Annotated in this window: 13 protein-coding genes; 6 read left to right on the top strand and 7 right to left on the bottom strand. The window is 38.4% G+C overall.

Annotation, left to right across the window (positions count from 1 at the left end):
• The first annotated feature begins 33 nt into the window (after nucleotides 1-33).
• Both DSM106972_RS11905 and DSM106972_RS11900 read left to right on the top strand, forming a co-directional pair.
• Nucleotides 34-363 carry a hypothetical protein gene (locus tag DSM106972_RS11905; protein ID WP_127080911.1) on the top strand — a complete coding sequence of 110 codons (330 nt, stop codon included), beginning with the start codon at nucleotides 34-36 and terminating at the stop codon, nucleotides 361-363.
• Nucleotides 360-1226 (top strand): polyphosphate kinase 2 family protein, encoded by an 867-nt coding sequence (locus tag DSM106972_RS11900; RefSeq protein WP_127080910.1) that lies wholly within the window; start codon nucleotides 360-362, stop codon nucleotides 1224-1226. Before DSM106972_RS11905 ends, DSM106972_RS11900 begins: the two co-directional genes overlap by 4 nt.
• Nucleotides 1227-2931: 1705 nt before the next feature.
• On the opposite strand, the gene DSM106972_RS11890 is transcribed toward DSM106972_RS11900, so the two are convergent.
• Nucleotides 2932-4179, bottom strand: coding sequence for an HhoA/HhoB/HtrA family serine endopeptidase (locus tag DSM106972_RS11890; protein ID WP_127080909.1), 1248 nt, complete (start codon nucleotides 4177-4179; stop codon nucleotides 2932-2934).
• A gap of 291 nt (nucleotides 4180-4470) precedes the next feature.
• On the opposite strand from DSM106972_RS11890, the gene DSM106972_RS11885 reads away from it, so the two are divergent.
• Nucleotides 4471-6627, top strand: coding sequence for a PAS domain-containing sensor histidine kinase (locus DSM106972_RS11885; RefSeq protein ID WP_127080908.1), 2157 nt, complete (start codon nucleotides 4471-4473; stop codon nucleotides 6625-6627).
• On the opposite strand, the gene DSM106972_RS11880 is transcribed toward DSM106972_RS11885, so the two are convergent.
• Together DSM106972_RS11880 and DSM106972_RS11875 are read right to left on the bottom strand one after the other, a co-directional pair.
• The gene (locus DSM106972_RS11880) at nucleotides 6628-7215 is read right to left on the bottom strand and encodes a Uma2 family endonuclease (protein WP_127080907.1); all 588 of its coding nucleotides are present in this window, start codon (nucleotides 7213-7215) and stop codon (nucleotides 6628-6630) included.
• Nucleotides 7216-7315: 100 nt separating this feature from the next.
• The gene (locus DSM106972_RS11875; RefSeq protein ID WP_127080906.1) at nucleotides 7316-8152 is read right to left on the bottom strand and encodes a prephenate/arogenate dehydrogenase; all 837 of its coding nucleotides are present in this window, start codon (nucleotides 8150-8152) and stop codon (nucleotides 7316-7318) included.
• Nucleotides 8153-8196: 44 nt separating this feature from the next.
• Between DSM106972_RS11875 and DSM106972_RS11870 the strand changes: the two genes are divergently transcribed.
• Together DSM106972_RS11870 and DSM106972_RS11865 are read left to right on the top strand one after the other, a co-directional pair.
• Nucleotides 8197-9762, top strand: coding sequence for a pentapeptide repeat-containing protein (locus DSM106972_RS11870; RefSeq protein WP_127080905.1), 1566 nt, complete (start codon nucleotides 8197-8199; stop codon nucleotides 9760-9762).
• A 22-nt stretch (nucleotides 9763-9784) separates the two neighbouring features.
• Nucleotides 9785-10366, top strand: coding sequence for a DUF1517 domain-containing protein (locus tag DSM106972_RS11865; protein ID WP_019490080.1), 582 nt, complete (start codon nucleotides 9785-9787; stop codon nucleotides 10364-10366).
• 25 nt (nucleotides 10367-10391) lie between these two features.
• Here the strand turns inward: DSM106972_RS11865 and DSM106972_RS11860 are convergent, their stop codons facing one another.
• Nucleotides 10392-12125 carry a hypothetical protein gene (locus tag DSM106972_RS11860; protein WP_127080904.1) on the bottom strand — a complete coding sequence of 578 codons (1734 nt, stop codon included), beginning with the start codon at nucleotides 12123-12125 and terminating at the stop codon, nucleotides 10392-10394.
• 310 nt (nucleotides 12126-12435) lie between these two features.
• Here DSM106972_RS11860 and DSM106972_RS11855 point away from each other — a divergent pair, with 310 nt between their 5' ends.
• On the top strand, nucleotides 12436-13323 hold the full coding sequence (locus tag DSM106972_RS11855; protein WP_186538340.1) for a hypothetical protein: 888 nt from the start codon (nucleotides 12436-12438) through the stop codon (nucleotides 13321-13323).
• Nucleotides 13324-13411: 88 nt separating this feature from the next.
• Here DSM106972_RS11855 and aroF read toward each other — a convergent pair whose 3' ends face one another.
• From aroF to rpsO, 3 genes are all read right to left on the bottom strand, one after another.
• The gene (aroF, locus tag DSM106972_RS11850; protein WP_127080903.1) at nucleotides 13412-14470 is read right to left on the bottom strand and encodes a 3-deoxy-7-phosphoheptulonate synthase; all 1059 of its coding nucleotides are present in this window, start codon (nucleotides 14468-14470) and stop codon (nucleotides 13412-13414) included.
• 194 nt (nucleotides 14471-14664) lie between these two features.
• Entirely contained in the window at nucleotides 14665-15150 is a 486-nt protein-coding gene (locus tag DSM106972_RS11845) for a PAM68 family protein (RefSeq protein ID WP_073616159.1), read from the bottom strand.
• Between the two features lie 18 nt (nucleotides 15151-15168).
• On the bottom strand, nucleotides 15169-15438 hold the full coding sequence (gene rpsO, locus DSM106972_RS11840; RefSeq protein ID WP_127080902.1) for a 30S ribosomal protein S15: 270 nt from the start codon (nucleotides 15436-15438) through the stop codon (nucleotides 15169-15171).
• Nucleotides 15439-15686 lie beyond the last annotated feature (248 nt).

The following is a 15686-nucleotide window of genomic DNA, read 5'->3' as shown; positions in this document are numbered from 1 at the left end:
AATATTTTTGCTAAATAAACTCAAATATAAACAATGTCAGATTCAGATACTGTCTATTACCCAGTTTACTATCGAATTGTTGAACGACGAAGTGACGGTTGGGCTTTTGGTAAAGGGAAACCATTTTTAAATTTATTTAACGCACCTTGGTTATCTCACAAAGCTTTACTTGCAGCTTTTGGTACTTCTAGTAAAAAGATTGCCATTGAGTTGTTTCGTATCAATGGTGGTAAGCAAGGTTATTATATAGCGGATATTCTTGATAAAAAGTACTATTACTGCGGCACCGAGTGGGATGATGTAAGAATCAAGTTACAAGAATTGGGCATATGTAAACCTGACCCACTAGGAGGCATAATATGAACCGCGATAATTTTATTGCAAAACCAGGCGCCAAGTTTTCTCTCAAAGATTATGACCCTGAATACACAGCGCAATATGGAGATAAAACCGATGCTTCGGAAAAACTACGAGTAGGTATCGAGCGAATAGGAAAATACCAAGATATTCTCTATGCTCATGATCAATACGCTCTATTAATAATATTCCAAGCAATGGACGCAGCAGGCAAAGACAGCACAATAAAACATGTGATGTCAGGAATTAATCCTCAAGGGTGTCAAGTTTACAGTTTTAAGTCTCCAAGTACAGAAGAATTAGACCATGATTTTTTATGGCGCAGTACAAAAGCTCTACCCGAACGCGGTCGAATTGGTATTTTTAATCGTTCGTATTACGAAGAAGTACTAATTGCTCGTGTTCATCCTCATATTCTGCTAAACGAGCGTTTGCCTCATTCACCAGGTAAAAAAATATGGAAACAGCGATTTGAGGATATTAATAATTATGAAAAATACTTGACAAACAATGGTACTGTTATTCTCAAATTTTTTCTAAATATATCAAAATCTGAACAAAAAAGGCGATTTTTGCGGCGAATTGAATTGCCTGAAAAAAATTGGAAGTTTTCTATGAGCGACGTTGAAGAACGCGCATATTGGGACGATTATATGGAAGCTTACGAGGACGTATTCAATCATACTAGTACTGACTGGGCGCCTTGGTATATTATCCCAAGTAATCACAAGTGGTTTGCACGTCTTGCAGTTGCCGATATTATTTGTAGCAAGCTCAAACAACTCGACTTGGAATATCCAACTCTTAGCGACGAACACCGTCAACAACTTCTCAAAGCCAAAGCTGTTCTAGAAAGCGAAGCATCTTAAATCAAGTGACTAGCTGGTTATAGTTTTTACAGATTCGAGTGAAGATGCGTGTTTTTTCCAGATTAGCACAGGCATAACTTGGCGACAGTTACGACAGAACCAGTAAACTTCAGTCTTTCGGACATGTCGCAAAAGTCTGTCAGAACAACAGGGACAAGAATTCATAGGTGTATAATAGGTAACAAAAATTTTGTGAGTCAAAATTTCTTTCTTCAAAGCTAACCGCGATTTCTTATCTACACCATAAAAAACTTAAAATCTTTAAATTCTCGCAATATTTCTACATAACCTACTATCAAGTTAATTGCTTGATAGTAGGTTATGTTGTGTAATTGGTAACTAAGGTAACACCACACTGCATCTATAAGCATTACTAATAATTTCCGGCAAGGAAAAAAATATGTTTAATATCCTCTCAGGGTGCGATTATAACTATTATTTTCATCCTGTCTAGTCTCTTTATTTACGAAGAGAGTATTCAGTAACTACATGTTATTACTATTTTTTTGACAAAAAAATAATACAAATTATACAGGTTATTTTGAATGAAATATAAAGCTAATATGAAGTATTTTTGGCGATATAAGTCTTTGTACGTAAGAATTTGACAGATTATTATCCAAAACTAACCAGATGATGATATCTACACCTTGGTCTTGTAAATTTTAGACTAAAAGTTAGTGAAGTAAAAATAAGTCAACAAGTATAATTGTGGATTGATGTATGGTGATTTAAAAATAAGTGAATGTACTGATTTATTAGTTTCAAGAATTCAACTAACATCTATTCAATAAGCGCGTATATGTTCAATACAGCTAATTTAGCTTTCTGTCTGATGTCAATACCACAATATTAAGGAGAGTCTATGGTGAACAAAACTGAACTGATTATGGTTATTAGTTATGTGTTAGTGACCTTCTGTTTTTTCTTTAATTGGATAATATTTGCGTTGCGTCACCCCAGTTCGTCTGTAGAAGACACTTTCTTATCTTTCGTTATGTGTTGCATCACCACTATTCTGTGGCCCCTCATCATTCCAATCTCTGTGCTTGAGATTCTCAAAAAGCGTAGATTAGAGTTTGGCACCGCTGTTCCTGTCGCAGGCGCCCTTCTTGCTTTAAGCTTGTCACTATACCTGAATTAGCAATTTCCGCTTTACGCTTCGTTTTGGATTTTTCCCCGTATAACGCACACCACCCGTTTAATATTATTTGTAACCCTACTGGTATGCTATAAAGCTTAGATTTATTTACCTTAAAAAAATACAATTTTGCGATAGATAGCGCTTCAAAAAACCTCAAATTTTAGAAACCCAGTTTCTTCATTTAAATCTGTGATACAAATTAAGATTTGTCTGCGACAATGAAAGCGTAGAAACCGGGTTTCTTTGAAATACACAAAAAACCTCGATTCTTTGAGTGAATCGAGGAGATTGGGAGAAAATGTAATAATCAATAAAACTTTTACTATATTTACAACTTAAAACCTTATAAACCCGGTTTTTGTCATAAACCGGGTTTTTTTTGTTAAGATATTAAAACTTTTGTAACAATTTAGCAAGAGTACTTGACAATAAAAAACTAATGCCAACTATGAGATTTACTTATCTCATTCACCTGGACATATTGAGCTATTCTAGGGTTTCAGAGTATTCAAAATCACAATGATGTAGAGACGTTACATCTAACGTCTTTACATCATTGCGTTATTGTGGTTGTGCTTGAGTTGGGAAAGCTCCAGGACGAACAGAAACAACTACATTTTGACCATTGCGACGTACATCCATACGTAAATCGGCGCCGATTTTGCTATCTTCGACAACTTTTTGAACGCTCGATGCATCAGCAACGGGTTGACCATTAAGTTTTTGAATAATGTCACCTGCACGAATTCCTGCTTGTGCTGCGGGAGAGTTGGGAACTACACGACGTACCAAAACACCTTTATCGCTGTCAACATTTAAACCGCTATTTGGGTCAGAGTTAATATTTTCTTTCAACTCCTGGCTCAAAGCTTGCATTTGAATACCCAAGTAAGGATGTTGAACTTTACCTGTTGCAATTAATTGGTTTGAGATGCGCTGCGCTGTGCCAATTGGAATTGCAAACCCTAAACCTTGCGCTCCTTGAATAATAGCGGTATTCATCCCAACAACTTCACCCCTGGAGTTGAGCAATGGACCACCTGAGTTACCTGGGTTAATTGCTGCATCGGTTTGAATGTAACTAACACGCTTATCTTGGGCGCCAATTGAATTACTACTACGACCAGTAGCACTAATCACCCCTGTAGTAACTGTATTATCCAAACCAAGCGGGTTCCCAATAGCAATAGCTGATTCACCAGCTTGCAGTTTGTCGGAATTTCCAATTGTTACCGTTGGTAAGTTGTTTGCCTGAATCTTTACAACCGCAACATCAGTTAATTCGTCTTTACCAATAACTTTACCTTGAAAACTACGACCATCTTTCAACGTTACTTTTACTGTATCGGCGCCGTCAATTACATGGGCATTCGTCAAAATGCGACCATCTGCACTGAGAATAAACCCTGAACCTGTACCACGCTCGACTCGCTTTTGCTGAGGAATTTGTCCTTGGGCGCCAAAAAAGCGACGGAAAAACGGGTCATTGAATTCATCGGGTAACGAAGCTTTGACGGTACGCGCAGAATCTATCCGAACAACCGCAGGCCCAACTTTGTTGACAACGTTGGTTACAAAATTTGACTCCCCAATGGCAGCAGAAGCAGCTTTCACCGACCCAACAACAAGGTTCGATGCATCTTTTTGTTGCTGTCCAGCAATATAACCACCTGCAAGCGTCATACCTGACCCGACTAATACCAGGGATAGATTAAAAATAGCTCTTCCCCAAAGTCGATGACGCTTGGAGTTAGGAGTTTGATTATTCGATTCGTTACTATATTGGTCGTGTGGTTCTTTGTTTAACATTTGGTGTAAGCAATATATTTTAGAAGAAGTACTTCCAATCTAGATACTCGTTGTGAAGCTTTTGTTGCACGGGTATTAAGACTGTATGTACTGCGATACGTATATTAGTTTCTACCTTAAGCCATACTTTGTCCAAGTCCCTATGTCGTTTCATTATTTGAAACAACCTGTTTTTTCCTCTCCTATCCAGCTTTATCAGATGAAGATTTACGCTATTATGTGTATTTTGCTTAAAACCTGGGCACTCTATAAATAAGCTTTCATAGCAAAAAAATATTTGAGTGTGTTATTATGTCTACCGAACTGCTTCATGAATTGAATACTTTGCAAGCGCGCATTTCTGAGCTAGAAACCGCCTTCTCACAGCAAACGCAGTTAGAAGCAGCACTACGCCAGACAGAAAGTACATATCATCAAATATTAGATGCTATCAATGACTTGGTTCTAATTAAAGGCGCCGATTCACAAATTATATGGGCGAATAAAGCATTTTGTGAATTTTATGGCATGACCAAGGATGAGTTACAAGGTATTACTGATATTGCTTTTGATGAACCCGAACATACGCAAAAATATATAAAAGACGACCAGTATGTTTTTGAAACCGGACAAACTCTAGTTATTCCCAAAGAACGCGCATTAAGACATGATAGAAAAGTTCGTGTCTTGAATACCACAAAATCTGCTGTACGCAACGCTCAGGGCGAAGTTGTCATGACTGTGGGTATTTCACGTGATGTCACAGTCGAAATGGCAACGAAAAAAGCACTCGAAAAGAAAGCTATAGAATACCGTAATATTTTTGAAGCTGTCACCGACGGAATATTAATTTTCGATATGGAAACAGCAAATTTAGTAGAAGTTAATCCTGCAACTTGTAAAATGCACGGTTATTCTTACGACGAATTTATTAAGTTACCACCAACAGCATACATTCATCCTAACTCCCAGCATAAATTTGAGCAATTTCTGGAAACTGTTAGAAATGGGAATGATTATAGGTGCCAAGCTATTGATATACGTAAAAACGGTACTAATTTTGACGTAGAAGTTAACGCTAGTAGATGTATTTATAGTGGAAAACCTCACCTTTTAGCAGTTGTGCGTGATATTAGCGAGCGTAAACAAGCAGAAATTGCATTGAGAGAACGAGAACAGCGTCTGATTAATATCAATAGCTTAGTACCTGGAACAATTTATCAGCATGAGTTTGACTTAAAAACTGGAGAATCACATTTTAATTATTTAAGCTCTAAAGCTAAAATCATATTTGAGTTAGATGAGTCTGAGCTTACAGAAGGGAGTAATCCTATTTTGCCTTTGATTCATCCAGAAGATTTTACTTCACTAATATTTTCTATAAACTCTGCTGTACATCAACATGCACCTTGGGTTTCTGAATTTCGCATTATCACTCGTTCTGGTAAGCAAAAGTGGATTTACGGTCAATCTGAACCAGTTGGAGAAAAATCTAGAAATGTATTGCATAATGGCATATTTATTGATATTACCGAGCAAAAACTAGCGCAAGAGAAAATAAAGCAGCAATCACAAGAATTAGCAAATGCGCTTCAAGAAATACAGCGTACACAAACCCAATTTATTCACAATGAGAAAATGTCATCACTAGGACAACTAGTAGCAGGAATTGCACATGAAATCAATAACCCAATTAGTTTTATATATGGGAATATTGAACCTGCACGCGAATATGTTCAATATTTATTTAACTTAATTATCGCTTACCAAGAAAATTTAAATCATGCAATTATAAATAATCAAAGTATACCTCAAATTGACACTACCGAACTAGAATATATAATGGAAGATTTGCCCAAATTACTTCAATCTATCAAAATTGGGGCAGACCGTATCAAAAAAATAGTCCTTTCGCTGCGTAATTTTTCCCGAATGGACGAAGCAGAGTATAAAAAAGTTAATCTACACGAAGGAATTGATAGTTCTTTAATGATATTAGAGCATCGTCTCAAACAAAACAATCGTATCCATATTGAAGTAGTGAAAGAATACGGTGATTTACCTTTAATTGAATGTTATGCAGGACAGTTAAATCAAGTATTTTTAAATCTTTTAACTAACGCAATCGATGCATTTGATAAATCTTTAATTACCAACGCATCATTAGTAAACAACTCGATAAACAATAAACCGACAATATACATCGCCACTGAACTTACAAACAATAATAACATAGCTATTTGCATTTCTGATAATGGAGTTGGAATTCCTAAAGAAGCACTAGCTAAAATATTCGACCCTTTCTTTACCACTAAACCAGTCGGTAAAGGTACAGGTATGGGTTTATCTATTTGTCATCAAATAATTACCCAAAAACATAATGGCTCTATACAATGCCTTTCGGCGCCGGGTGAAGGCACAACATTTATTATCAGAATTCCACCATCACAAGAACAATTAACTAATTAATCATTCTTCAACCAAATTAAAATCAACCCGTGTGTAAATATCTTTAAAGCTAATTTCAAATTCCACTGACTCAAGCTCTAAAATTGCATCTTCCCCTTCGTATTCTTTAAATAACCATTTTCCTGGAGATGTTTTTGTATACTGTTCAATAGAGTAACTATACTGGTCAATCAAAATATACTCCTCAAACTCAGGAATGGAACGGTAGTATTTAAACTTATCGGTTCTATCATAGTTTTTTGTAGAGTTAAACAAAACTTCTACAATAATTGACGGGTTAGTAATAGTTGATGTACCAGTACCTTTATATACAGGTTTCCCTTTAATCACCATGACATCAGGGTAAGTGGATAGACCGTAACGAGGTATCCATACTTTGACATCACTAATGTAAGTCTCATAATTTTGGTCATTGATTACAAGAGGAAACTTTTTATAAAAATTACCAGCAATCTTATTATGATTGGTAGTGTCCCCAGTCATTGGTATAATTTCTCCATCAAGGTATTCACTTCTATATTCTGCTTGGTCTTCAAGCTCTAAATATTCCTCTAGAGTATAATCACGTTTTTCAGTTTGTAACACCATTTCCCTAACCTCTATTCACAAAGCGTGCTTTATCTCATTTTACAATTTATATCCCCCCATCCGTTACATCCGCTCTTATCCGTTGCCAGCGTCTTAATATTTACAAAAAATCCGGGCGCCTGTTTTGATTAGACTTTAATATATTTTCTAAGCTTTCCCAATCTTCTTGCTCGATTAAATTAATAATTTCATCAAACTGGTGGCGATATTGATGCATTGATGTTAATAAAGCTTCACGATTATATTTTGCCATCATTACGCCTAATTCGGGATTACCCCCACCAACACGACTTGTATCTTTAAAACCAGAGCTTGCTAAGTTTTGAGCTAGCTGTAAAACTTGATTATCTGTTTCTCTTATACATGACGCTATTAACGAAGCACTTACCATTACGGGCAAATGAGAAATCCAACTAACCGCTCGGTCGTGCTGTTCTGGAGCGCAGTAGTAAATATTGGAGTTTAATTGCTTTACTAATTCGGACACTACCTCAACAGCAGACGCAGGTGTTGCAGATGTTGGTGTTAACACGTATGGTCTTTGTACGAATAAGTTTTTTAAGGCTGCTTCAATACCACTATCAGCCGTTCCTGCCATTGGATGTCCACCAACGAAATTAGACCATAGTGGTGATGCTGCTTCAACTATCGGTGTTTTTACTGAACCGACATCCGTTAAAACAGTCGATTTTGGCAATACCGTTATCAATTGCTCAATACTGGGCACAATAAGCCCAAGAGGTGTACATATAAATACCACCTCTGCGGCGCCAAGTACATCAATGTCAACTGACGAAGAGTCAACACAACCGATGGCAACTGCTGTCTCTATAGTTGAAGCACGTCGCGACACACCAATTACATGATGTCCGCAAGCTCGTAAATCTAAACCCAAGGAGCCACCAATTAATCCAAGTCCTAATATACCGATATTCACAAGTTATAAAAAAAAAGTAAGTTGGCAATTTAAGGGTAGCGCGAATGAAGGCAGAGGAGTTCCTAGAAAAATATGCTATGGGGGTGCGAGACTTTAGCGGTGTTGACCTCAGCGAAGCAAACTTAAGCGGTGCAAAACTCAACGGTGTCAACTTGAGCCAAGCAAACTTAAGTGTCGTTAATTTATCAGGCGCCAATCTTAATACCGCCAATTTGAGGTACGCCAAATTAAATGTTGCGAGACTTAGCGGCGCCCATTTAATGGGTGCTGACCTTAAAGGTGCTAGCCTTAATGTTGCAAATCTGATTCGCGCTGACCTCAGTCATGCCATACTTCGTAAAGCTTCGCTAGTTCGTACCGAATTAATTCGTGCGAATCTTAGCCATGCCGACCTAGTGCAAGCGAATCTCAAAAATGCTGACCTCCGCGAAGCGACATTGCGACAAGCAAACCTCAGTCGAGCAAATATGAGTGATGTTTGTCTTAGAGGTGGTTTTTTAACAGGAGCGAATTTAGAACAAGTTAATTTAATTAATAGTGATTTATGTCGCGCCGACTTAAGTGGCGCCAATCTTCGTGATGCTGAACTTCGGCAAGCTAACCTTAGTCGAGCAAATCTTAGTGGTGCCTCTTTTAGCGGCGCCAACCTTCGTTGGGTAGATTTATCAGATACAGACTTAAGTTGGGCAGATTTAAGCGGTGCAAAATTGAGCGGTGCAAACCTGAATAATGCTAATCTCAGTAACGCCAATTTAACAGGCGCCAGTTTAGTTCATGCCAATTTAACGAGCGCGAAATTAATTAAAGCTGAATGGGTAAGCGCTGATTTAACGGGTGCAACATTGACAGGCGCCAAACTTTATGCAACAACTCGCTTTGGATTAAAAACAGATGGCATAATTTGCGAGTGGATTGATTTAAGTCCAACAGGAGACTCTTCGATAATTCAATATTTCACTCCAGAAGGGTCACGTGATTTTTTTAACGCTACTTCGCCAACAATTAGCATTATCGTTGATAAACCACTTGACCATGAAGCCAACTTTGCCATATCGGGAGCTTACTTCCAAATTGCCCAGCAGTATTTAAAGCTAAAACAACCACCAAGCTTAGAAAATAGTAGGCGCCGAACAGTTTTTACATTCCGAATCGATAGTGATGAAGCATTATTACCTACAGCCTGTATTGCAGTTTTGCCCTTTCAAGATGCCAAAAGTACCCAGCGAAATCTAATTTCTGTAGTCGAGATGATGAAGAGTGATGATACATCTAACGATGCCTCCATCCCATTCCATCGCATTCAAAGTTTTAACCAACAGCTAGAAGAAGCACTTCGTCAAGCTGATACAATTAAACAGGTCAAGAATATTCTTGCACTCACACAGCGCCTCTCTTTCTTTCAGGCGCCAACACAAGTGATTTTAACAAATTCGAGTTCGCAAAATCTTATAGTTCATGAACACCCTAATTTTGGCAAGCGTTTAATCAATCGTTCTGATGTTAGCGATGCTGTTTATGACGATAAATATGACGAAGCTGTAAAATTTATACCTTTCTCTGTAAGTACAGTTATTGATTTTATTAAAGGGTTTCACTATATAGGTCAATAGATAGTTTTTGAAAGGAGTATTTATGTTCAACCGAATGCTGGGTAAGACTCGTTATGTAGTTTGCCGCTTGTTTGTACATTTAGCTGGGTCAGAAGTGGCGCCAATATTAGGTACATTAAACGATGTCGCGCGCTTCGTTTTGCAAAACGAGGGCGACATGCAAACAGTAAGTGAAGGACTAGTAAGGGTTTGCGAGAGCTTGCTGCAATACGATGAATATTGGACATCGGCAGCTAACGAAGGCGATGTATTTTGGAGTGAAGGGGAAGCGGGAGATTTTGTCAACGAACTATTTACAGACTCTGCCCAACGTTACCTGAGTGAACCTGATTATACTTCGCCAAATACCAACGAACCATTATCGGCGCCTGCTACCCGCAACGTTGTTGTCATGCTAACAGCAGCTTTTGAAGGAGAAGTACCTGAGCTTGAAACCGACTTATCCAATATCCAAGCATTAAAAGAAGGTTTAAAAGCATTAATTAGCTTACATTACAAAAATAAAATCCGCGCAGCACAAGTACACTTCTCACCCGCACAGTTCGGTGATGAACTTACTAACGACCAACTATTACAACATTACCCCGAACTAATTCCCCTATAATTACCGTAAGGTGGCTTAAGCCACCCTACCCTTTTTTTATACATTCAGCCTCCAGCAAAAACAAATCCCCACTTTCAAACACACTACAAGACTTTATCAACCCAGACAAAACAAAATTACTTCCTTGTAATAGCTTAGAATCAGCTATTTTTGCAGCAGTTTGATACTGCTGAATCCAAGTATTTTTACTTATATACTCTGGTTCAAAAGCATTACGTTCTAAAAGCCAATATTTAACACGGTATTTATCTATAAAATTCATCACCTGGCTGATATCTTGACTATATTGAGCATTAATTAAGTCAGTCATACGCTGACTAAATTGAGCATAATACTTTGTATGGAAAGGTAAAGCATATTCTTTACCTACTAAAATTGATTGCTTTGCAAAAGGTGGTATATTATCTGCTTCTTCTGCTAACGATGCAACTAAGCTATTGGTCGGTTGCTTCTGTAAGAATTCATATAGTGCTGGTGCGCTACCTACTACATATAGAGTTTTGGGAAAAGTTTTTAGAGTCGTTGGATATAAAATTAGTGCGGTGCCTACTATCGCAGTAAGTAAATATATCAAAATTCGTTTTATACTTTTATTCGACTGGGTTTGTCTTACCCAATCAAAAGCAGATTCTAACAACACACCTAACACAACTCCGGCGCCAATCGCAAGTACCATCTTAAAGGTGTGATGAGTATATCGACTGGGAAAGTGCAGCTTGAATGATAAAGCATGAGCAATAAAAAACATTGCTACAGATGCTAAAACAACCTGCAATAATACTTTGACTTGATTCGTTATTTTTAACTTGGTTGAAAATCTTGGTTGGTATATAAGTATGACTGGTAACAAAAGCCCAATCAAAAGTTGAACCGGGTTTAGCAAAGCAAAAAGACCACTGTCTCTACCATCAAGCCAAAAACTGACAATATTATCGTTATAATAACTGACTCTGCCACCTCTAAAATAGTCGGGCATCGTTCTTGCCATTGCATCGGTAATTGTTGGGCCAAACTGTGAGGACTGGAAAGCATAAGGTGTAACTGTAATCAACGCAGCAGCCAAAGCAAGCCCAAATAGTATATAATTTTGCCTCTGTTGCGAAAAGCGAAAACGCATGTTTTGCCAATCCCATAGTCGCAAAAACAAAATTCCCAATTCGATAAATGTAATTAAAGGGTAAATCAATGCTTGAATTATAAACGCTACTATAACTCCCGGCGCCGAACCCCGCATTAAATAATACAAAAATGCTAAAAATAACGGGTAAGTAAAATCTCTAGGACAAGCAGAGAATAAATCATCGTGAAGACCAAGACTTTGATTCAATATTAAAGTTGCTAAAAATCCTGCCATAGGTACTGGCAATATTTGCATACAAACAGCAAATCCATAACCTGTTGTAGCTAACCCTAATACAATTGGTAAAATTTTACTCAGTACAATTGCATCAACTCCCAAACTCATCATCAACCGATAAATTCCACCATATGCAATTGGTGTAACAGATTGAAAATAATCGGCAATTAAATCATTAGGGAATAACTCTGGGTTTAAATAACGATACATCCAAGATATATATTCCCGTGCATCATCTCCAATGACATACTCACTACTAAAACCTTGCCGTATTCCTAAACCAATATAAACAGCGGCAAAACACAAGCTTAAAATCAACCAAAATAATAAATATATTCTATTTTGTCTTTTATTTTCATTTAACTTTGCCGTTAAAAATCTTTCTAATTGAGGAATTAACATATTTTAAATTATGCAATTATAGAAATCTATATATATAGATATAGGCAGCAAAATTTTACCTTAACCAGAAAAAGGTAGCAAGAATACTACAACCAACCCCCTCTTCTTTTTGCTACTCATGCTCTTAAAATGAAAGAGAAACCCGGTTTCTACGCAAAATTATTGTTTTTATTACAATATCTCAATAAAGAAACCGGGTTTCTAGGGTTTCTAAATTAAAAACGTTGTTCGGTAGCCCACACTGAATAAAGAATGTAAAATTTTGTTAAGCTCAAAATGGGATGACTATAATATGCTCCTGAATGTAATCATGAAAGTTTTGCGTAAATTTACAGTCGTTGTTTTGGCGCTGTCGTTGTGTGTTACAACCGTAGGTTGTGGTGGTGGAGCTAATCAAGTTAGTTCACAAGCAACACCACAAGCTCGAAACCAGAGTGCAAACTCAGTTTCTCAGGTTTCGGCAAACCTTGCAGACGGTCAATACGAAGTACAACAAGCGAGCTACAACGATGGTGATGGTGTGTACACGCTGTTTTTGTTGAACAGCACACCACCAACATATAGAACCGAAAATTTACAAATGGCACGCTTGACCGATGACGAAGTAAAGCAAGGTAAGAAGAGTTACCTCAAAGTCGAAAATGGCAAACCTGCTTTATACATAACAGAGGATTTCAAAATCGAATACGTTCATAACGTTACCGAAAATCGCGTTAATCCTCAAACTGGACAGCAAGAGACTGTCGTTGTTCGTCAGCAAAATAGTTTCTGGGCGCCGTTTGCGGGTGCATTAGCTGGTCAAGCAATTGGCAGCTTATTATTTAGACCGCAGTATTACGTACCTCCTGCGTATCAACCAGGTGGTTTAATTACTGGTTACGGTGGTTACGGTCGTACATATGGCGATGCAGTTTCGAGTTATCGCTCACGCTATAACGCACCTCCTGCGGTAGAAAGAAATCGCACAGCGTTCCGTACCACAGGCAACTTACGAAGAAATTATCCGAATAACCCAACAGTAAGAACTCAACCACGAGTTAATACTGGTAGTCGTGCTACAGGTTCTGGTTTTGGTAGCAGTACCTTACGACCATCTGGAAATTCGAGTTCTGTAAGAAGAAATCCAAACAGTGGTTTCGGAAGCGGCAGACCTGCGAGAGCTCCTCGTTCCGGCGGTTTCGGCAGCAGAAGAAGATAATGTGTAATGTAGAGACGCGACATGTCGCGTCTTTTATTTACAAAACGTGTATAAGGCAAAGACGTGATATATCACGTCTCTACATTTTTTAAACTGTTGCAGCAACAGGTTGGCGCCAACGTCCAACAGCTTTACCAACAACAGCTAATTCTTGCATAAGTCTGTCGAAAGCTTCAGGTGTCAACGATTGAGGCCCATCAGATAGTGCTTTTTTCGGGTTAGGATGGACTTCTATCATTAACGAATCTGTACCCGCTGCAATTGATGCCATTGCCATTGAAGGTACAAACTCTGACCAGCCTGTACCATGACTAGGGTCTATCATAATTGGCAGGTGGGTTAGCTTTCGTAATACAGGTACTACAGATATATCAAGGGTATTACGGGTATATTGACGGTCAAAAGTGCGAATACCACGTTCACATAAAATTACGTTTGGATTTCCTGCTGCCAATATATACTCAGCAGCCATCAACCAATCTTCAATTGTTGCCGCCATTCCTCGCTTCAATAATACTGGCTTCGGTTGGGCGCCAACTTTTTTGAGCAGAGAAAAATTTTGCATGTTACGGGCACCAACTTGGATAACATCAGCAACCTCTACAATTTTATCTAGGTCAGCAGCATCCATCACTTCGGTAATAATTCCCAGCCCACTCGCTGCACGCGCTGCTGCCAAAAGTTCAAGCGCACTTTCACCATGTCCTTGAAAAGCATAAGGCGATGTTCTTGGTTTGTATGCACCACCACGCAAAAACTTGGCGCCTGCCGCTTTCACACGTAACGCCACATCAATAATCATTTCCTCGTTTTCTACCGAACAAGGCCCCGCAACTACCGATATTGGATGATTCTCACCAATAATAACGGCGCCATCAGGAGTATTAACTATTACTTCTGATGCCTCACCGTGCCGATATTGCCGACTTGCACGCTTGTAAGGTTGCTCAACACGCAACACTTGTTCTATCCAAGGACTGACTTCTTGAATTTGTAAAGGGTCTAAGTCAACAGTTTCACCAACCAAACCAATTACAATTTTGTGTTTACCAACAATTTTTTCGGGTGTCAGTCCCCAAGTCGTTAGTTCCTCGTTGATGCGGTTTATTTCCGCTTCTGGGGAACCCATTTTCATAACTACAATCATGGTTATTTTCCCTGATTTAATAATTTTTTTTACTAACAAACCGGGTTTCTAGGCAAAATTGTCATTGTTATAACAGATTTCAACGAAGAAACCCGGTTTCTAAGATTTTATATCTATCGAAAATTATTGTAGAGACGCGATTAATCGCGTCTCTACTACTCAGCACTCAGCACTCATTACTCAGCACTATAAAATTACACTTTTTTTTGCCTAGTTGCGCGCCAACCCTCCACCATTCGTCCCCAGTTGGTACTAAATTCGCTAAACCCAAATAAAGTTCCAGGATGTTCGGTGTCCCACGAAGCTGATAGAACACCATAGGTAATACCCAACACTCCTAGACCAAATAAGCCCATATTGACCAACAAAACCGCGATGGGGGGCAGTTTGATATGAGCGTATGCAGAAAGCAAGTAGCTAACAACTAAACTGGCAATACCCAAAAATGTGGGAATACCAGAAAATGCTGCTACACGCTTGACCATTCGGTCACTAACTACTTTTGGAATAGCCATCTCCTCTTTTTTATAAGGAGCTTTTCTATTTTCTTTTTTCTCAGATTGCTTTACAACAGCTTGTTTAACAGGTTGTTCTTTCTGTCCACTTGCTTTTTTGTTAGCTTTCTTTGGTTTGCTTTTTGGTTCAAATGGCAAGTTGTTACGTTCTGGTTCGGCACTCATAGGCGTTCATTTTATACTCTATCCACGGATACCCAGACGAGCAATTAAAGCTTGGTAACGTTCGCGGTCTTCTTGCATGATATATGATAGAAGGCGCTTGCGTTGACCGATTAACTTCAACAAACCACGACGGGAGGAATGGTCTTTTTTATTACCTTGCAAGTGTTCTGATAGACGCATTATGCGTGCTGTCAGCATTGCTACTTGAACATCAGAAGACCCAGTATCGGTTTCGTGTACTTGGTACTGTGTAATTAGTTCTTGTTTTCGCTGTTGCGTCAGAGCCATGATTGAATCTTTCTAAATTGACAGTTAAATTGACAGTTTTTAGCTAATGCAGCAGTTTCTAATATTATCACAATGTATTGGCTTCGGGAAAAACAAACCCAAAAATCGGTGCCGACAACAAATTTATCCGTTACATCCGTTACATTTGTTGCCAAGTGTTAACCTAAATTTATCATCAAGCAAGTATATTGTCATAAGTAAGTTTAGATACGAAGTATCAACGTGCCGGTTTTTACCCACGTACCAAG

Source organism: Dulcicalothrix desertica PCC 7102 (assembly GCF_003991905.1).
Classification (GTDB): Bacteria; Cyanobacteriota; Cyanobacteriia; order Cyanobacteriales; family Nostocaceae; genus Dulcicalothrix; species Dulcicalothrix desertica.
This window is presented reverse-complemented; position numbering and strand designations above follow the sequence as displayed.